This is a genomic window from Xanthomonas sp. NCPPB 901 (assembly GCF_056725085.1).
The window spans coordinates 3,729,400-3,748,574 of record NZ_CM161511.1 but is presented as its reverse complement, the minus strand read 5'-3'; the positions used below and the strand labels follow the sequence as shown (position 1 = coordinate 3,748,574).

Here is a 19,175-nt window from a genome sequence, read left to right as displayed (position 1 = left end):
ATGTAGGGCGGCTTCGCCATGAGGCCATCGCATCGCCGCGGTGAAGGAGATTTTTAGCCGCGGCGAGCGGAGCCACTGGCCCATCCGTTGCCCTGCAGTCGGGACTGAAGTCCCTCCCACAAGAGGCCTCGCGCCGTCGGTGCTGTCTGCCAGGCCATCGGATTGCCCCCTGTGGGAGCGACTTTGGCTGCGATGAGTGGAGCCACTGGTCCATCTATTGCCCTGCAGTCGGGACTGAAGTCCCTCCCACAAGATGCCTCGTGCCGTCGGGGTTGTCGGCATGGGCATCGGAGTGCCCCGTGTGGGAGCGACTTTGGTTGCGATGAGTGGAGCCACTGGTCCATCTATTGCCCTGCAGTCGGGACTGAAGTCCCTCCCACAAGAGGCCTCGCGCCGTCGGGGTTGTCGGCATGGGCATCGGAGTGCCCCGTGTGGGAGCGACTTTGGTTGCGATGAGTGGAGCCACTGGTCCATCTATTGCCCTGCAGTCGGGACTGAAGTCCCTCCCACAAGAGGCCTCGTGCCGTCGGGGTTGTCGGCATGGGCATCGGAGTGCCCCGTGTGGGAGCGACTTTGGTTGCGATGAGTGGAGCCACTGGTCTATCTATTGCCCTGCAGTCGGGACTGAAGTCCCTCCCACAAGATGCCTCGTGCCGTCGGGGTTGTCGGCATGGGCATCGGAGTGCCCACTGTGGGAGCGACTTCAGTCGCGACGAGTGGAGCCACTGGCCGTCCGTTCTCCTTGCAGTCGAGACTGAAGTCCCTCCCACATGACCTCGCGCTGGCGAAGGCGCGCAGGGACGCAGGAGGTAGGGGTAGGAGCGGCTTCAGCCGCGACGGGCTTTCCCGGGAAATCCTGTCGCGGCTGAAGCCGCTCCTACGGGACGCCACGACGGTCGGCGGCACGGTTGTGAAAGCGGGTTCCACCCCGACGGTTGCCTTCCGCGGAAACGCCGGCTGACGGCGCGCGTTCGCCCTCCCGCCTTCGCGCCGGCGCTTTATACTCGCGCCACATTCACGGAGCGAACGCATGCACACGGATTCGAAGTGGCGCTGGACGGGCCTGCGCGCCGGGCTGATGGGGGCTTTCCTGTTGCTGGGCCTGGCGGTGGCGCTGGGCGGCTGCAAGCGCAACGAGTCCGGGCAGTTGCCCGAGGCCAGCGGCGAGCCGGTGAAGGGGCAGAAGGAAGCGATGAAGGGCTTCGGCCTGGTCCGCGCCTATCCCGACCAGAAGGGCGACGGGTTGTCGCTGGCGCTGGAGTTCTCGCGGCCGCTGGTCGGCACCCAGGATTTCGACAAGCTGCTGCGCTTCGAGGAGAAGGTCGGCACCGACGACAGCGCCTGGTCGCTGTCCGACGACGGCAAGACCCTGCGCTACCCTTACGTGGAGGCGGCCAAGGACTACACCGTGCTGATCTCGGCCGACCTGCTGGCCGCCGACGGCAGCCGCCTGGGCAAGCCGCTCAAGCAGAAGGTCTACACCGGCGAACTGACCCCGGCGGTCGGCTTCGCCTCGCAGGGCAGCGTGCTGCCGGCGCGCGAGAGCCGTGGCCTGCCGGTGGTGTCGCTCAACGTGCCGGAAGTGGACGTGGAGTTCATGCGGGTCAAGGAGGGCGCGCTGCCGACGTTCTTCGCCCAGTACCAGCGCGGCGGCCGCCGCGGCACCTGGGAGCTGGACAGCGAATACGGCGAGCACACCCCGATCTCGCAGATGGCCGACTCGGTCTACGTCAACCGCTTCGTCCTCGGCGGCGACAAGAACGAGCGCGCGCTGACCTACCTGCCGATCCAGGAGATCAAGGAACTGCAGGCGCCGGGCCTGTACTTCGCGGTGCTGCGCCGCCCCGGCAAGTTCGACAACGAATACGACACCGCGTTCTTCACCGTCAGCGACATCGGCCTGCACGCGCGCGCCTACAAGGACAAGCTGTTCGTGCACACCGCCTCGCTGCAGAGCGGCGAGCCGCTGAAGAAGGTGGAGCTGCGTGTGCTCAACGCCGACGGCGAGCTGTTCCTCAAGGGCCAGACCGACGACAACGGCAACGCGCTGCTGAACTACACGCTCGACGCCGGCCAGGTGCTGGTCGCGCGCAGCGGTACCGATCTGTCGATGCTGCCGTTCAACCAGCCGGCGCTGGACTTGAGCGAGTTCGCGGTGGCCGGGCGCGAGAACGCCTGGTTCGACGTGTTCGCCTGGTCCGGCCGCGACCTGTACCGCCCCGGCGAGACCGTGCGGGTGTCGGCGCTGCTGCGCGACAACGACGGCAAGCCGGTGCCGACCACCGGCAAGGGCGCGCAACCCGTGTTCCTGCGGCTGAAGCAGCCGGACGGCAAGATCTTCCGCGAGACCCGGCTGCAGCCGGGCGAGCAGGGCTATTTCAGCTTCGAGCAACCGATCCCCGCCGATGCGCCGACCGGGCGCTGGCAGGTGGAGTTCCGCACCGACCCGACCAGCAAGGAAGCGGTGCAGGGCATGACCCTGCGCATCGAGGAGTTCCTGCCCGAGCGCATGAAGCTGGACCTGGACAGCGCGCAGAAGACGCTCAAGCCGGGCGAGCCGTTCAAGCTGCAGGCCACTGCCGCCTATCTGTACGGCGCGCCGGCCGCCGGCAACCGCTTCACCGCCAAGCTGGCGGTGGCGGTCGAGCAGCATCCGGTGGAGGCGCTGCCGGGTTACTTCTTCGGCGACCCGACCCTGCAGTTGCCGCGCGAGGCCAAGGACGTGGTCGACACCGAGTTCGGCGCCGACGGCAAGCTCAGCGAGGATCTGGCGCTGCCCGACGAGGCCAAGCCGACCAGCACCATCGCCGCGCTGGTCTCGGCCAGCGTCTACGAGACCGGCGGCCGCACCGTCACCCGCACGCTCAAGCGCGTGCTGTGGCCGGCGCCGGCGCTGGTCGGCGTGCGCCCGCTGTTCGACGACAAGGACGGCGCCGACGCCAATGCCAACGCGCGCTTCGAACTGATGCGGGTGGATGCGCAGGGCAAGCCGCAGCCGGCCAAGGGCCTGAAGGTGACCCTGGTGCGCGAGCTGCGCGACTACCACTGGGCGTTCACCGACAACCGCTGGGACTACGATTTCACCCGCCGCTTCGAGAACAAGCAGACCCTCACCGTCGATGCCGGCAGCAGCGCGGCCAAGTTCGATTTCCCGGTGGAGTGGGGCGAGTACCGGGTGGACGTGTTCGACCCGGCCACCGGCCTGACCACGCGCTATCCGTTCCATGCCGGCTGGAGCTGGAACGACGACAACCGGGGCCTGGACGCGCGCCCGGACAAGGTCAAGCTGGCGCTGGACAAGACCGGCTACAAGGCCGGCGACACGCTCAAGGTCACCCTGACCCCGCCGCATGCAGGCCCCGGCCTGCTGATGGTCGAGAGCGACCGCATGCTCTACGTGCAGGACATCGACGTGAAGCCGGGCAGCCGCTTCGAGATCCCGGTGACCAAGGACTGGGAGCGCCACGACGTCTACGTCACCGCGCTGGTGTTCCGCGGCGGCTCGGCGCCGAGCAAGATCACCCCGGCGCGCGCGGTCGGCGTGGCCTACGTGCCGATGGACCGCAAGGCGCGGCGCGTGGCGGTGGGCCTGGTCGCGCCCAAGCAGATGCGCCCGGAGCAGCCGCTGCCGGTGACGGTGAGCGTGCCGGAGCTGGCCGGCAAGCAGGCGCACGTGACCATCTCCGCGGTGGACGTGGGCATCCTCAACATCACCCGCTTCCCGGTACCCGACGCCAACGCGCAGTTCTTCGCGCAGCGGCGCCTGGGCGTGGACGCCTACGACATCTACGGCCGGGTCATCGAGAGCTTCGAGGGCGGCACCGGCAAGCTGCGCTTCGGCGGCGACATGGCGCTGGCGGCGTTGCCGCAGGCCAAGCGCCCGACCGCGCGGGTGCAGACCGTGGACCTGTTCTCCGGCCCGGTGCAGCTCGATGCCAAGGGCAACGCCCGCGTGCAGCTGCCGGTGCCGGACTTCAACGGCACCCTGCGCGTGTCGGCGCTGGTCTATTCGGACGAGCGCTACGGCAACCGCGACGTGGAGACCCTGGTGCGCGCGCCGATCGTGGCCGAGGCCAGCATGCCGCGGGTGATGGCGCCGGGCGACCGCAGCACGGTGACCCTGGACGTGCAGAACTTCACCGGCCAGCCGGGCGAGTTCAAGGTGCGGGTCGACGGCGAAGGCCCGCTGGCGATCGCCGACAACGCGCGCAGCGCCAAGCTGGGCAAGGACGGCAAGGCCACCCTGAGCTTCCCGTTGGTGGCGCAGGAGGGCTACACCGTGGCCAAGGTGCGGGTGCGGGTGGAGGGCAATGGCTATGCCGCCGACCGTCGCTACGACCTGCCGGTGCGCGCGGCGTGGCCGTCGGTGCTGCGCACGCAGACCCGCGTGCTCGATCAACTGGCGCCGGTGACCCTGGGGGCCAGCGATGCCGAGGGCCTGATGGCCGGTTCGGTCAGCGCGCGCATGCTGGTCAGCGCGTTGCCGCCGATCCCGTTCGCCAGTGCCCTGCAGGGCGCGCTGCAGTACCCCTACGGCTGCGCCGAACAGACCACCAGCAAGGGCTACGCCGCGCTGTTGCTCGACGACGCCACCGCGCGCCTGCTCGGGGTCAAGGGCCTGGATGCGGCCACCCGTCGCGCGCGCATGGAAGGCGCATTCGGGCGGCTGGCCTCGATGCAGGTCTCCAGCGGGCACTTCTCGATGTGGGGCGACGACGGCTACGTCAATCCGGGCCTGACCCCGTACATCGCCGAGTTTCTGCTCGATGCCAAGGACGCCGGCTTCGCGGTGCCCGACACCGTGCTGCAGAAGGCCTTGAACCGGCTCAGCGAGGACCTGCTGTCCGGCGGCAACAACTTCTACGGCCAGGACCGCCGCGAGAACCTGAAGTTCGCCAACCAGGCCTGGTCCGGCTACGTGCTGGCGCGGGTCAACCGTGCGCCGCTGGGCACGCTGCGCGCGCTGTACGACAACGACCGCGGCAAGGCGCTGACCGGCCTGTCGCTGGTGCACCTGGGCGTGGCGCTGTCGCTGCAGGGCGACAAGAAGCGCGGCGAGGCGGCGATCGCCGCCGGTTTCGCCAAGGACAGCGCCGACCGGCCGCGCTACTTCGGCGACTACGGCAGCGTGGTCCGCGACGATGCGCTGATGGTCGCGCTGCTGCACGAGCGCGGCCTGGCCAAGCCCGAGTACGACGCGCGGGTGGTGGCGCTGGGCCGCGAGATCGACGCGCGCCGCCGCGGCGGTTGGTTGTGGTTGAGCACGCAGGAGCAGGTGGCGCTGGCGCGCATGGGCAAGGCGCTGCTCAACAGCCAGACCGCGCAGGTGTCCGGACAGTTGAGCATCGGCGACAACAGCGAAGCGATCGCTCCGGCCAAGGCCTTCGGCCGCCAGTTCGGCGAGGCCGAACTGGCGCGCGGCGTGCACTTCATGCCGCAGGGCCAGCCGCCGCTGTACGCCAGCCTGGAAATCGCCGGCGTGCCGCGCACCCCGCCGCTGGCCGACGACAGCACGCTGAAGGTGGAACGCAGCTTCTACGGCACCGACGGCAAGCCGTGGACGCCGCGGCCGCTGAAGGAGGGCGAGGCGTTGATCGTGCGCGTCACCATCACCGCCGACACCAGCATGCCCGACGCGCTGCTGACCGACCTGCTGCCGGCCGGCCTGGAGATCGAGAACTTCAACCTGGGCGATGCCAAGCAGTGGGCCGACGTGGTGGTGGACGGCATCGAGATCAGCGACCGCTCCAACGCCGCCGACGTCAAGCACGAGGAGTTCCGCGACGACCGCTACGTGGCCGCGTTGAGCCTGTCGGCGGGCAGCAAGGCGCAGGTGTTCTACCTGGTCCGCGCGGTGACCCCGGGCACCTACACGGTGCCGCCGTCGCTGGTCGAGGACATGTACCGCCCCGACCTGCGCGGGGTGGGGCGCAGCAGCCCCGGCACGATCAACGTCGTGCAGCCCTGACAGTTCACCCCTCTCCCCCCGGGAGAGGGGCTGGGGGTGAGGGTCCGGCGGAGACCGCCGCGCCCACCGCCCCGCGGATACCTTCCCGCGTTCGCAATGCCCAGACAGGACCCGGCCGGGTCCTGTTTTCGTTTCGGGATCAACACCTGACAGGCGACGCGCCCACCCAAGCCCGGCCGCAGCATCCCCTAATCGCAGACACGATCGCCACCGCAATACGCGGATGTCGATTTATGCACGTTTTTGCATGATTATGCGTGTTCCTTTAAGCTGGCCCGGCCTTCGATCGCCAGGTTCCCGCATGTCCTCCGCTCCGGCTCCGTCTCCCGCGCCCACCGTGTCTCGCGCCGTCGCCGCCACCCGCGGCATGTTCCTGCTGTCGGGCATGGCGATGGCCGCCTGGGCGCCGATGGTCCCCTACGTCAAGGCACGCTTCGCGCTGGACGACGCGCGGCTGGGCATGGTGCTGCTGGCCTTCGGCGCCGGCTCGGTGCTGGCGATGCCGCTGGGCGGGGTGCTCAGCCATCGCTTCGGCAGCCGCGCGGTCATCCTCGCCAGCGCGCTGGCGCTGTCCCTCGCGCTGCCGGCGCTGGCGCTGGCCTCCAGCGTGCCGCTGCTGGTCGCGGCACTGCTGTACTTCAGCGTGGCGCTGGGCGCGCTGGACGTGTCGATGAACGCGCATGCGGTGGAGGTGGAGCGGCGCCTGCAGCGGGCGGCGATGTCCGGCTTCCACGGCCTGTTCAGCGTCGGCGGGCTGATCGGTGCGGCCGGCATGAGCGCCTTGCTCGGTACCGGCCTGCCGTTGCTGGCCGGCGCCGTGCTGGTTGCCGCGTTGCTGCTGGGCGTGTTGCTGTGGCAGCGCGGCGGCCTGCTGCGGCAAGCGCCATCCGCCAGCGAGGCGGTGCCGCTGCGGCTGCCGCGCGGCCCGGTGCTGCTGCTCGGCGCGTTGTGCTTCGTCTGCCTGCTGGCCGAGGGCGCCATGCTCGACTGGAGCGCGGTGCTGCTGCGCGAGCACCACGGCCTGGCGCCGAGCGCGGCGGGCATGGGCTACGCCGCGTTCTCGGTGGCGATGGCGCTGGGCCGGCTCGGCGGCGACCGCCTGGTGGCCTGGCTGGGGCCGGTGCGCACCGTCGCCTTCGGCGCGGTGCTGGCCGCCGCCGGGCTGGCGCTGGCCAGCATCGGGACGTGGCCGGGCAGCGGCCTGCTGGGTTGCGTGCTGGTCGGACTGGGCGCCTCCAACCTGGTGCCGGTGATGTTCGGCGCGGCCGGGCGCATGCCGGGCACGTCGCCGGCGCTGGCGCTGGCGACCTTGACCACGCTCGGGTATACCGGCCTGCTCGCCGGACCGGCGCTGATCGGGTTCCTGGCCCACGCCATCGGCCTGCCGCTGGCGCTGGCCACGGTGGCGGCGCTGCTGCTGCTGGTCGCCGCCGGTGCACGCCTGGTCCGCCGCTGAATGTCCTCGTCTCGTTGCCTGGAGCCTGTCATGCCCGCGTCCTCCCCGCCCGCCGCGCCCCGCCTGGACACCGTGGTGTTCGATCTCGGCGGCGTCCTGATCGACTGGAACCCGCGCCATCTGTACCGCCGCCTGTTCGACGACGAGGCGGCGATGGAAACCTTCCTGCGCGAGGTGTGCAGCCCGCAGTGGAACGAGCGCCAGGACGCCGGGCGGCCCTGGCACGAGGCGGTGGCCGAACTCAGCGCGCTGCATCCGGCGCATGCGCCGATGATCGCCGCCTACCACGCGCGCTGGCCGGAGATGCTGGGCGGGGCGCTGGAGGCCACCGTGGCGGTGCTGGAGGAACTGCGCGGGCAGGGCGTGCGGCTGTACGCGTTGACCAACTGGTCGCACGAGACCTTCCCGATCGCGCGCGAACGCTACCCGTTCCTGCAGTGGTTCGAGGGCGTGCTGGTGTCGGGCGAAGAGCGCCTGGTCAAGCCGGATCCGGCGATCTTCGCGCTGCTGTGCGAGCGCTACGCGATCGCGCCGGCGCGGGCGGTGTTCATCGACGATGCGCCGCGCAACGTGCAGGCCGCGGCCGCCACCGGCATGCACGCACTGCAGTTCCGCGACGCCGCGACGCTGCGCGAGGCGCTGGTCGCGCTGGGCCTGCTGCCGCCGCGCGCCGCCGCCGTGGCGCCATGAGCGGCGAACGCGACGCGCTGCCGCAGGAGCGGCAGCAGGCGATCCTGCAGCGCCTGCGCGAGCACGGCCGGGTGGTGGCGGCGGACCTGGCCGAGCGCTTCGCCGTGTCCGAGGATTCGATCCGCCGCGACCTGCGCGAACTCGCCGCGCAGGGCCTGTGCCGGCGCGTCTACGGCGGGGCGCTGCTGCCGACGCCGGCGTCGGCGCCGCTGCCGCAGCGCCAGGCCGAACACACCGAGCGCAAGCGTGCGCTGGCGCTGGCCGCGGTCGCGCTGGTCAAGCCCGGGCAGCGGCTGCTGATCGATGCCGGCTCCACCAACAGCGCCATCGCCGCCGCGCTGCCGGCGCGGCTCGGGCTCAGCGTGGTCACCAATGCGCCGGACATCGCGCAACTCCTGCTGCGCCGCGAGGGCATCGAGATCCTGCTGATCGGCGGCCGCCTGGACCCGCGCAGCGGCGCCGCGGTGGGCGCCCAGGCGCTGCAGCAGCTACGGCAACTACGCGCCGACCTGTGCTTTCCCGGCGCCTGCGCGATCGACCCCGAACGCGGCCTGTGGGGCGTGGACGACGAGGAAAGCCTGTTCAAGCGGGCGATGGTCGAGGCCAGTGCCGAGACCGTGGCGGTGGTGACCAGCGACAAGCTCGGTACCCTGGCCGCGCACCGCGTGGTCGGCGTGGAGGCGATCGACCGGCTGGTGGTGGAGCACGACGCCCCGGACGGCGTGCTCGCCGCCTTCGCCGCGCAGGCGGTGCAGGTGCATCGCGCCGCGCCGGCGGCCGCGGACTGAGCCATCGGCCGCCACCGCGCGGCCGCCGCACGCCACCAGGCGCCAGCGGGCGCGGCGCCGACCCCGCAGGCATCGTGATTCCAAGGCAGCGCGTGCAGCCATCCGCGTCGGTCGGGACACGGTGTCTTCGGTCTTTCCGCGGGCCGCCATCGCGTCGTCATCTCCCTGGGATTAAATAACGAACTTTAAGTTATTTAATTCAGTCAACCAGGGGACATCGCCATGCAACCACTCACCCATCGGCGCCGGGCGCTGATCGTCTGCGCGCTCGCGGCCAGCTGCCAGGCCGCGCTGGCGCAGGACGCCGCGTCCACCGCGGCGACGGCCACCGCCGACGCCAGCGCCATTGCCGCCAGCACCGTGCCGGCCGGCGGCGAGACCGCGCCCAACGGCGCCGCCAGCGCCGACGGCACCACCACGCTGTCCAGCGTGATGGTCACCGGCGTGCGCAAGGCCAACGCCGCGGCGATCGAGAGCAAGCGCGCGGCCACCAACATCACCGACGTGGTCAGTTCCACCGACGTGCGCGCGCTGCCGGACACCACCATCGTCGAGGCGCTGCGCCGGATTCCCGGGCTGTCGGTGCTGCCGGCTACCGACAACGAGCATCCGCGCGACGAGGCCGCCACCCCGGTGCTGCGCGGTTTGGGCCCGTCCTACAACAACGTCACCATCGACGGCCTGACCGTGGCCTCGCCGGGCACGCCCAACGGCACGCTGGGCTCGATCACCCGCGGCGTGCGTCTGGACATCCTGCCGGCCTCGATGGTCAGCGAACTGCAGGTGATCAAGACCTTCACCCCGGACCTGGACCCCAACGCCACCGGCGGCGCCATCAACCTCAAGACCCGCAGCGCGTTCGAGAACGGCGGCAAGCCGTTCTTCACCGCCGAAGCTTCGCTGGGCCACGCCAACGACGTGGGCAAGCCGCGCGACCAGGACGACCCGGGCTACCGTCTGCTCGCCACCGGCAGCCGCACCTTCGGCAGCGACGGCCAGTACGGCCTGACCCTGTCCGGCAACTACCAGACGCTGAGCAGCTACACCGAAACCCACATGACCACCGACACGGTGCACTACGGGTTCTACGACAGCACCGGCGCGCTGCAGAGCGGCACCAACCTGGGCAACGGCTGGGCCGTGCCGCAGCAGGACAAGTACTGGTACGTGATGGACAAACGCGACCGCTACGGCCTCACCGGCAAGTTCGAGGCGCGCCTGAGCGAGGCGCTGCAGGCCTACGCCATGGCCGGCTACTACTACTTCCGCGACAACATGGAGCGCAACGAGATCATCATCGATCCGCGCAACCGCAATCGCGTCTACAACCAGACCGCCACCAGCGGCAGCTACCCGGTCGGCGACGTGGAAGTGGGCTACTCCAACCAGATCACCACCACCCGCACCAAGCTCGGCCAGACCGGTTTCGAATGGCGCCCGGACGACCGGCAGCTGCTGTCGGCGCGCGCCTCCTGGTCCGACGCCACCTATGCCGAGCCGATCAAGATGATCAAGTACGTCACCGGCGCGCAGCGCCCGGCGGCAGTGCCCACCGGGCAGACCGGCCCCGGCGTCACCGTGGTGCCGAATGCGGCATACGCGTTCAACTACGACACCTCCGCGCTCAACCAGCGCTTCCCGATCTCGGCGCAGTCGTACTACGACTACGACAACTACAGCCTGCTGTACTGGCGCCCGGACTACCAGCGCAACGCGCGCGACAAGGTGCTCACCGGACGCCTGGACTACGCCTTCAACCGCGGCGAGATGGACCGCGGCGTCGGCTTCGGCGGCGGCCTGAGCTACACCCGCGACGAACCCGGCTTCGACATCTACCGCGTGGAATACCAGCCCAACCGCAGCGCGCCGCCGCTGAAGATCGCCGATGTGCTGGCGCCGTCCAATGCGCCGATGCGCTACCTGGGCCTGAACCTGATCGCGATCGATCCAAACAAGGCCAACCAGGTGCTGGGCGCCACGCCGCTGAGCGCGTTCAACCGCACCGACCAGAGCGCCTTCAGCAACCAGGACAACTTCAGCCACCGCGAGGAGATCTTCGGCGCCTACGGCCTGGTCGGCTACCACACCGACGCGTTCGACGTGGAGGCCGGCCTGCACTACGACCACACCGACCAGGCCACGGTCGGCCGCCAGCGGCAACTGGACGCGACCACCGGCACCTATGTCTACGTCGATGCGCCGACCGAGTCGCGCTACGCCAAGGTGTTGCCGTCGGCGGTGATGACCTACCACGTCAACGACCGCCTCGACCTGCGTGCCGGCGCCAGCCGCACGCTCGGCCGCCCGCCTTACGACGCCTATGCCGCGCGCACCTCGATCGGCTTCGTCAACAGCAGCGACATGGGCAATCCGAATGCGCAGGGTGTGACCGTCACCATCGGCAACCCGGACATCAAGCCGCGCGTGTCCACCAACCTGGACCTGTCGCTGGAATGGCGCCTGCCCGACGACGTCGACGGCATGCTCGCCGCGGCGCTGTTCGACAAGCGCATCCAGGACGAGATCTTCACCCTCTCGCGCACCGACCAGTTCAGCTTCAACGGCACCACCTATTCCAACGTGCTGATCAGCACCCCGGCCAACGCCGCCAAGGCGCATGTACGCGGGCTGGAGCTGAGCGCCGTGTTCAACACCTTGTTCCCGGGCGTGCCGGCGCTGTCCGGCCTGGGCGCCAGCGCCAACCTGGCCCTGCTCGATGGCGGCATGGACGTGCCGTTCACCAGCGGCAGCGCACCCAACGTGGTGCAGAGCCAGCGCACCGTCGATCGCCTGGTCGGGCAGCCGGACTACACCGCCAACGCCTCGCTGTTCTACACCGTCGGCGGCGTCGAACTGCGCGCGGCCTACAACCGCCAGGGCAAGGCGCTGCGCGCCATCGTCAGCAACATCGCCTGGCAGGACCTGTACTGGGCGCCGCGCTCGCAGCTGGACCTGTCGGCGACCTGGGCGGTGAGCAAGCAGCTCAGCGTGGTCGGCCAGATCAGCAACGTCACCCACAGCCGCCTCACCAGCCTCACCGGCCCCGGCGAGAACCTGCTGAAGGACAGTTATTCGATGCCGACCACCTACTGGCTCGGCCTGCGCTTCACCCCGTCGCTGTAACTGCCGGAGACGTCCCATGTACTTCGTTCTTTCGCGCGGCGCCATCCTCGCCGCGCTGCTGACCGCGACGGCCCCGGCCGTCGCCGCCATCGCCCCGATCCAGGCGCGACTGGCCGCACCCGACGGCGGCATCTTCGTCGTCGCCCACCGCGGCTGCCACAACCCCGCGCCCGCGCACGGCTTTTCCGGGCATGCCCCGGAGAACTCGCTGCTGGGCCTGGAGCGCTGCGTGGCGCTGGGCGTGGACATGCTGGAAACCGACATCCGCCGCGCCGGCGACGGCACCCTGGTGATGTTCCATGACGCCACCGTCGACCGCACCACCGACGGCACCGGCAAGGTCGCCGACCTGACCTGGCCGCAACTGGCACGGCTGCGCCTGCGCGACGACGAGGGCGGTGCCGACGCGCCGCTCACCGACCAGCATCCCATGACCCTGGCGCAGATGCTGGCCGCGGCCAAGGGCCGGATCATGCTCAACCTCGACGTCAAGGCGCCGATCTACGCCGAGGTGGTCGACGCGGTGCGCCGCGCGGGCATGGAACGCCAGGTGGTGGTCAAGACCGAGGTCGGCGTCGCCAGCCAGGACCTGGCGTCGATGCCGCCGTTCGACCAGGTGAATTTCACCCCGGTGCTGCTCAACCCGCCGGGCACCGACGACCTGGTGCAGACCGTGCGCACCCAGACCGGCGGCAGGGTTCGGCCGGTGGCGATCGAACTGCCGCGGATGCGCCTGGCCCAATTGCCGGCGGTGGCGGCCGAGGCCAAGCAGCGGCAGGTGCGGCTGCTGGTCAATACGCTGTGGGACGGCTTCGTCGCCGACGTCGGCGGCGATGCCGATGCGGTGCGCGATCCGGAAGCGGTGTGGGGGCGGCTGTACCGCGCAGGCATCGGCGCGTTCCAGACCGACGAACCGGAAGCGCTGCTGCGCTATCGCGCGTCGCTGGAAAAGCCCTGACCTGCGCCTGGTCGCGCCACTGTCCGTAATTGGTGCTGTCGCGGCAGCCTGAGTCTGGAGGCGCGCACGGATGCGCCCGGCAGCGTGGCGACGTTGCGCCTGCCGCTGGCGTAGGGTGGGGCAGGGATGTTCGGCGGGATCTGGCCCTTGCTCCACGTGCTGGCATTGCGCGTCTTCGGGACGCTCCATGCCGTTGTAAGAGCGGCCTTCGCCGCGACGGGCGTTCCCGATAACGCCCGTCGCGGCGAAGGCCGCTCCTACAAAACGGCAGCGCGTCCAAGCGTGTCGCGGCAACCGCGAACGGTTGGCGGTGTTCCGACGCCAATCCCGCGTATCGCCGTGACACCCTGCGCACCGGCTTGACCCCGCTCGCCGCGCCGCCAGTACAACAGGCAAAATGGCCGCTTCCATCGGGAGCCTGCATGCCACTGGACGACACCGTCGCCCCGCACACCGCGCGGCGCCCCCGGCGCTGGACGCGCCTGCTGCCGTGGCTGCGCTGGGGCGCGGTAGCGCTGCTGTCGACCTTGCTGCTGCTGGACCTGGCGTTCCCGCTGCCGCTGCCGAAGTCGCGCGACACCTCGACCCTGGTGGTGGCCGCCGACGGCACGCCGCTGCGCGCCTTCGCCGACGGCAACGGCGTCTGGCGCTATCCGGCCACGCCGGACAGCGTTTCGCCGCTGTACCTGCAGGCGCTGCTGAACTACGAGGACCGCTGGTTCTGGCAACACCCCGGGGTCAATCCCTGGGCGCTGCTGCGCGCGGCCAAGCAGTGGCTGTTCTCGCGTCACATCGTCTCCGGCGGCTCCACCCTGACCATGCAGGTGGCGCGCATCCTGATGCCGCCGGAGGTCAGCACGCGCACGCCGTGGGGCAAGGCGCAGCAGGCCCTGCGCGCCTTGCAGCTGGAAGCGCACCTGAGCAAGCGGCAGATCCTGCAGCTGTACCTGGAACGCGCGCCCTACGGCGGCACCATCGAGGGCGTGGAGGCGGCGAGCTGGGCCTACCTGGGCAAGCCGGCCGCGCGCCTGTCGCAGGCCGAGGCGGCGCTGCTGGCGGTGCTGCCGCAGGCGCCGAGCCGGCTGCGTCCCGACCGGCATCCGGAGGCCGCGCGCGCGGCGCGCGACAAGGTGCTCGAACGCATGGTCGCGTTGCATGTGTGGCCGCGCGCGCAGGTCGACGACGCGCGCATCGAACCGGTGGTGGTGCGCTCGCTGCAAACGCCGCTGCACGCCGCGCTGCTGGCCGAGCGCCTGCGCCAGCAACGTCCCCACGCCGCGCACATCGTCTCCACGCTCGATGCCGATCTGCAGCGCACCCTGGAGGACCGGGTCAGCGCCTACTTTTCGCAACTGCCCGAGCGCACCTCCGCCGCCTTGCTGGTGGTGGATAACCGCGACCTGCAGGCGCGCGCCTACATCGGCTCGGTGCAGTTCGGCGACCGCTGCCGGCTCGGCGACGTGGACATGGTGCAGGCCTGGCGCTCGCCTGGCTCCACGCTCAAGCCGTTCCTGTACGGCATGGCCCTGGACGACGGCCTGATCCATTCGGAGAGCCTGCTGGTCGACGCGCCGCAGAGTTTCGGCGACTACCGCCCGGGCAATTTCGACGAAGCCTTCAACGGCCCGATCGGCGCCGCCAGCGCGCTGCGCCTGTCGCTCAACGTGCCGGCGGTGGACCTGCTCGACCGGGTCGGTCCGGCGCGCTTCGCCGCGCGCCTGAGCAACGCCGGCATCGGCCTGCGGTTCCCGCGCGGCAGTACGCCCAACCTGGCGTTGATCCTCGGCGGCACCGGCGCGAAACTGGAGGAACTGGTGGGCGCCTTCTCTGCGCTCAACCGCGACGGCATCGCCGGCCACGTGCGTTACAGCGCGACCGACGAACGCATCGAGCGGCGGCTGATGTCGCCCGGCGCGGCCTGGATCGTGCGCGAGATGCTCGAGGCCAATCCGCGTCCGGGCTACGGCATCGGCACCTTCGACGTCGGCACGCGCCCGCGGGTGGCCTGGAAGACCGGCACCAGCTACGGCTACCGCGACGCCTGGGCGATCGGCAGCACCCGCCGCTACACCGTCGGCGTGTGGGTGGGTCGCCCGGACGGCACGCCGCTGCCCGGCCAGTACGGCGCGGTGACCGCGTTGCCGCTGATGTTCGAGACCATCGACAGCCTGCCGCGCCTGCGCGGCGACAACGCCCCGCGGCCGATGCCGGCGACGGTGCAGCAGGTGGAGGTGTGCTGGCCGCTGGGCATCGCCGCCGCGCAGACGCCGCCGTCGCTGTGCCAACGCCGCTTCTCGGCCTATGCGCTGGACGGCGCGGTGCCACCGACCTTCGCCGAGCGCGACGCGCGGCTGTGGAGCGCCGGCCGCGAGACCGTGCAGGTGGACGCGCACAGCGGCCTGCGGCTGTCGCCGGACTGCGCGCAGCCGCACGTGGCCGTGACGCGCGAACTGGCGCGCTGGCCGGCGTTGCTGACGCCGTGGTTGCACGCCAGCGAGCGCCAGGGCGGGCAGCTGCCGGCGCTGGCGCCGGATTGCCGCGACGACGGCCGCGGCCGCAGCGACGTGCTGCGCATCGAAGGCCTCAACGACCGCGCCACCCTGGCGCGTGCGCCGGGCAGCGCCAGCGTGCGCCTGCAGGTGCGCGCGCTGGGCACGAGCACGCCGGTGGACTGGCTGCTGGACGGCCGCTGGATCGCCCGTACCGAAGGCGCGCGCACCTTCCAGCGCGACTTCGCCGACGCTGGCGACCACACCCTGACGGCGCTGGCCAGCAACGGCGCCTGGACCCAGGTGCGGTTCCGGGTGTTGCGTTGAGCGGGGACCGGAACGAAGCGACTTCGGTTGAAATCAGCGTTCCCGGTACCACGTGTCGCGACTGAAGTCGCTCCCCAGGGGCTTGCGACGCCGGGTTCACTGTGGGAGGGACTTCAGTCCCGACGCATTGCGCCATCGGCAGGCACGCCACTTCGCGCGTCGCGGCTGCATGCCAGTTCATCACTCCCACAAAAGGCCATGCCATGGCTGGCGGACGCCAATGTGCGCCACGCGCGCGAGACCCCGGCCAGAAACGACGCAGGAGCGGCTTCAGCCGCGACAGGCGCCATCGAGACGGCCTGTCGCGGCTGAAGCCGCTCCCGCGAGAGGAGTGAAAGCCTGTCCGGCTTACTTGCCGATCCAGCCTTCCAGCATGTCCGAGAACTCGTCGGCGTGCTCTTCTTCCTGGGCCAGGATCTCTTCCAGGATGCGCTTGGTGGTGGTGTCCTTGTCGCCGACGAAGTTGATCATCTCGCGATAGCTGTCGATGGCGATGCGCTCGGCGATCAGGTTTTCCTTGACCATGTCGCGCAGGTCCTCGCCTTCCTTGTATTCGGCATGCGAGCGCGCGGTCAGCGTGTCCGGATTGAGGTCCGGCTCGCCGCCCAGCTGCACGATGCGCTCGGCCAGCTTGTGCGCGTGCGCCTGCTCCTGCTGCGCGTGTTCCAGGAACTCGGACTTGACCGCGTCGGCGAGCATGCCGGCGGCCATGAAGTAATGGCGGTAGTAACGCAGCACGCACACGTACTCGGTGGCGAGCGCGTCGTTGAGCATCTTGATCACCGTTTCGCGATCGGCGCTGTAGCTCTTGGTGATCGCGCCGTCCTCGATGCTCTGGCGGGCGTTGGCGCGCAGCGTGGCGGTGTCGGTGAGGCCGGCGGTGTGCTGCAGCGGCTTGGCGTCGGTCTTCGGGGAGGCTGGCTTGTTGGACATGGCTGGCCGTTTCCTGTGGTGGGTAAGGGATAAGGGAGTCAGTCGGGAAGATGTTGCAGGACGTAGTCGGCGGCGGAGACCTTGAATTCGCCGGGCGCCTCGACGAACAGCACGCGGACCACGCCGTCGTCGGCATACAGGGCGAAGCGCCGTGCCCGCACGCCCATGCCGTAGCTGCTGGCGTCCAGTTCCAGGCCCAGCGCCTTGGCGAAGTCGCCGTTGCCGTCGGACAACATCTGCAGGCCGTCCGGCACCAACTGGCTCTTGCCCCAGGCCTGCATCACGAACGGGTCGTTGACCGCCATGCAGTAGACCTCGATGCCGCGCTTGCGGAATTCCTCGAAGTGTTCCACGTAGCCGGGCAGGTGTTTCTCCGAGCAGGTCGGGGTGAAGGCGCCGGGGACCGCGAACAGCAGCACGCGGCGGCCGTCGAACAGGGTGCGCGTGTCCACGGCTTCCACGCCGTCGCGGATGCGCTGCAGCACCACTTCGGGAATGCGTTCGCCGGTCTGGATGGGCATGTCGGGCTCCTTGGATGAATCGAGTCTAGAAACGGAAATGGGAAGGCGGCGTCAACGCCTTGAAAAGCGCCGCGGCAGGCCTATGTGGGAGGCATGCGCGGCGGGCCGGCCCCGCCGCCGCGAACCGTCCCCTCGGGGATGTACCTCATTCACGTTTCAGGAGACCACGATGAGCATCGTCCGTTATCGCCAGTGGCCGGCCCAGGCCGCATTCCAGAACGAGATCAAGCAGGTGTTCGACCGTTTCTTCGACCCCAACGGCGGCACCGACGAATCGGCCGTCGTCACCGCGCAGTGGGTGCCGCGCGTGGACATCAAGGAGGAGCCGGAGCGCTTCGTGCTGTACGCCGACCTGCCGGGCATCGACCCGTCGGAGATCGAGGTGTCGATGGACAAGGGCATCCTGTCGATCAAGGGCGAGCGCAAGAGCGAATCGGCCGCCGACAGCGAGCGGTTCTCGCGCATCGAGCGCCGTTACGGCAGCTTCCACCGCCGCTTCGCGCTGCCCGACAGCGCCGATCCGGACGGCATTTCCGCGACCGGCTACCATGGGGTGCTGGAAGTGCGCATTCCCAAGCGTCCGGCGAGCACGCCGCGCCGCATTCAGGTCGACACCGGAACCACGATCGTGCAGTAAGCGCCCGCTCGCAGGGGCGTCGCCCTCGCGACGCCGCGCCCTTGCGGTCGGCCGTAGAATGGCCGGGCGATGGCGCAGCGCATGCAACCGGCCCGTTGCCGCAAGGCGGCGGGCCGACTCTTTTTTGAGGTGATGGATGGAATTCAAGGATTACTACGCGACCCTGGGCGTGGAACCCAGCGCCGGCGATGCCGAGATCAAGACCGCGTACCGGCGGCTGGCGCGCAAGTACCATCCCGACGTCAGCAAGGAGCCTGGGGCCGAGGAGAAGTTCAAGGCCGTCAACGAGGCCTACGAGGCCCTGCGCGACCCGCCCAAGCGCGCCGCCTACGACCAGTTGCGCGCGCAGGGTTACCGCCCGGGCGAGGAGTTCCACGCGCCGCCCAACTACGGCGGGGCGCAGGGCTTCGATTTCGAGGAGGTGTTCGGCAACGGCGGCGCCGGTGGCGGCTTCAGCGATTTCTTCGAGAGCCTGTTCGCCCACCAGCAGCGCGCCCGCCAGGGCGGCGCCGGCCCGGGACCGGGCGCGCCGCGCGGCGACACCCGCGCCAAGCTGGCGGTGCCGCTGGAGGCGGTGTACGCCGGCGACAGCGTGCGCATCACCATCAACGGCAAGCAACTGGACGTGCGCGTGCCCAAGGGCGTGCGCCCCGGCCAGGTGATCCGGTTGAACGGGCAGGGCAACGGCGGTGGCAACCTGCTGCTGGAGATCGAGTACGCCGCGCACCCCCAGTTCGAGGTCGATGGCCGCAATATCCTCTACACCCTGCAGGTGACGCCGTGGCAGGCGGCGCTGGGTACCAGCATCAGCGTGCCGACGTTGGGCGGGCCGGTGGAACTGAAGATCCCGCCGGAATCGGACGCCGGCCGCAAGCTGCGCCTGCGCGGCCGCGGCCTGCCCGGCACCCCGCCGGGCGACCAGATCGTCGAACTGGAAGTGCTGGCGCCCGCGCCGGAAACCGAAGCGCAGCGCAAGGCGTATCGCGGGTTGGCCAAGGCGTTTGGCGAAGTTGTTTGATTGCGGGGATTGGGGAGTCGGGATTGGGGATTCGCAAGAGCGGCGTCCCTTCGCACTGTGGCGTTGTAGGGGCGGCTTCAGCCGCCATGCCGGCCCGATAAAGCGGCCATACCCGCTTGCGCGGCCCGGGCTCGTCCTGCGCCTGCGAGCGTGACTGCGCTAGAGCCGCTGCGGCGCACGGCCGCAGCGGCATCGCCGATCAGCGTACGCGCTTCGCAAGTCTGCAGCTGTGCTGCTTTTCTGTGGGAGGGGCTTCAGCCCCGACGC

General features: G+C 70.2%; 11 protein-coding genes. 9 read left to right on the top strand and 2 right to left on the bottom strand.

The window, feature by feature from the left end; all coding sequences use genetic code 11:
* Nucleotides 1-1,078 precede the first annotated feature (1,078 nt).
* The 7 genes from AC1PME_RS15685 to pbpC all read left to right on the top strand — a co-directional run bounded on the left by AC1PME_RS15685 (nt 1,079) and on the right by pbpC (nt 15,799).
* Nucleotides 1,079-5,968, top strand: a complete 4,890-nt coding sequence (locus AC1PME_RS15685; protein ID WP_481098130.1) for an alpha-2-macroglobulin family protein — start codon at nt 1,079-1,081, stop codon at nt 5,966-5,968.
* Between the two features lie 301 nt (nt 5,969-6,269).
* The gene (locus AC1PME_RS15680) at nt 6,270-7,424 is read left to right on the top strand and encodes an MFS transporter (protein WP_481096387.1); all 1,155 of its coding nucleotides are present in this window, start codon (nt 6,270-6,272) and stop codon (nt 7,422-7,424) included.
* 30 nt (nt 7,425-7,454) lie between these two features.
* Nucleotides 7,455-8,114 carry an HAD family hydrolase gene (locus tag AC1PME_RS15675; RefSeq protein ID WP_481096386.1) on the top strand — a complete coding sequence of 220 codons (660 nt, stop codon included), beginning with the start codon at nt 7,455-7,457 and terminating at the stop codon, nt 8,112-8,114.
* Entirely contained in the window at nt 8,111-8,902 is a 792-nt protein-coding gene (locus AC1PME_RS15670) for a DeoR/GlpR family DNA-binding transcription regulator (RefSeq protein WP_307551878.1), read from the top strand. Before AC1PME_RS15675 ends, AC1PME_RS15670 begins: the two co-directional genes overlap by 4 nt.
* Before the next feature lie 222 nt (nt 8,903-9,124).
* Nucleotides 9,125-12,025: a TonB-dependent receptor gene (locus tag AC1PME_RS15665; protein WP_481096385.1), complete on the top strand. Its 2,901-nt coding sequence runs from the start codon at nt 9,125-9,127 to the stop codon at nt 12,023-12,025.
* A 16-nt stretch (nt 12,026-12,041) separates the two neighbouring features.
* Entirely contained in the window at nt 12,042-12,983 is a 942-nt protein-coding gene (locus AC1PME_RS15660) for a glycerophosphodiester phosphodiesterase family protein (protein WP_481096384.1), read from the top strand.
* A gap of 422 nt (nt 12,984-13,405) precedes the next feature.
* Nucleotides 13,406-15,799 (top strand): penicillin-binding protein 1C, encoded by a 2,394-nt coding sequence (gene pbpC / locus AC1PME_RS15655; RefSeq protein WP_481096383.1) that lies wholly within the window; start codon nt 13,406-13,408, stop codon nt 15,797-15,799.
* Between the two features lie 348 nt (nt 15,800-16,147).
* Here pbpC and AC1PME_RS15650 read toward each other — a convergent pair whose 3' ends face one another.
* Both AC1PME_RS15650 and AC1PME_RS15645 read right to left on the bottom strand, forming a co-directional pair.
* A complete protein-coding gene (locus AC1PME_RS15650; RefSeq protein ID WP_481096382.1) occupies nt 16,148-16,732 on the bottom strand; it encodes a ferritin-like domain-containing protein in 585 nt (194 codons plus the stop codon).
* A gap of 38 nt (nt 16,733-16,770) precedes the next feature.
* Complete coding sequence (locus tag AC1PME_RS15645) at nt 16,771-17,253, bottom strand: redoxin family protein (RefSeq protein ID WP_481096381.1); 483 nt, start codon at nt 17,251-17,253, stop codon at nt 16,771-16,773.
* Between the two features lie 169 nt (nt 17,254-17,422).
* Between AC1PME_RS15645 and AC1PME_RS15640 the strand changes: the two genes are divergently transcribed.
* Both AC1PME_RS15640 and AC1PME_RS15635 read left to right on the top strand, forming a co-directional pair.
* On the top strand, nt 17,423-17,890 hold the full coding sequence (locus AC1PME_RS15640; RefSeq protein ID WP_254458842.1) for an Hsp20/alpha crystallin family protein: 468 nt from the start codon (nt 17,423-17,425) through the stop codon (nt 17,888-17,890).
* Nucleotides 17,891-18,026: 136 nt separating this feature from the next.
* Nucleotides 18,027-18,908 carry a DnaJ C-terminal domain-containing protein gene (locus tag AC1PME_RS15635; protein WP_254458841.1) on the top strand — a complete coding sequence of 294 codons (882 nt, stop codon included), beginning with the start codon at nt 18,027-18,029 and terminating at the stop codon, nt 18,906-18,908.
* Nucleotides 18,909-19,175: the final 267 nt, after the last annotated feature.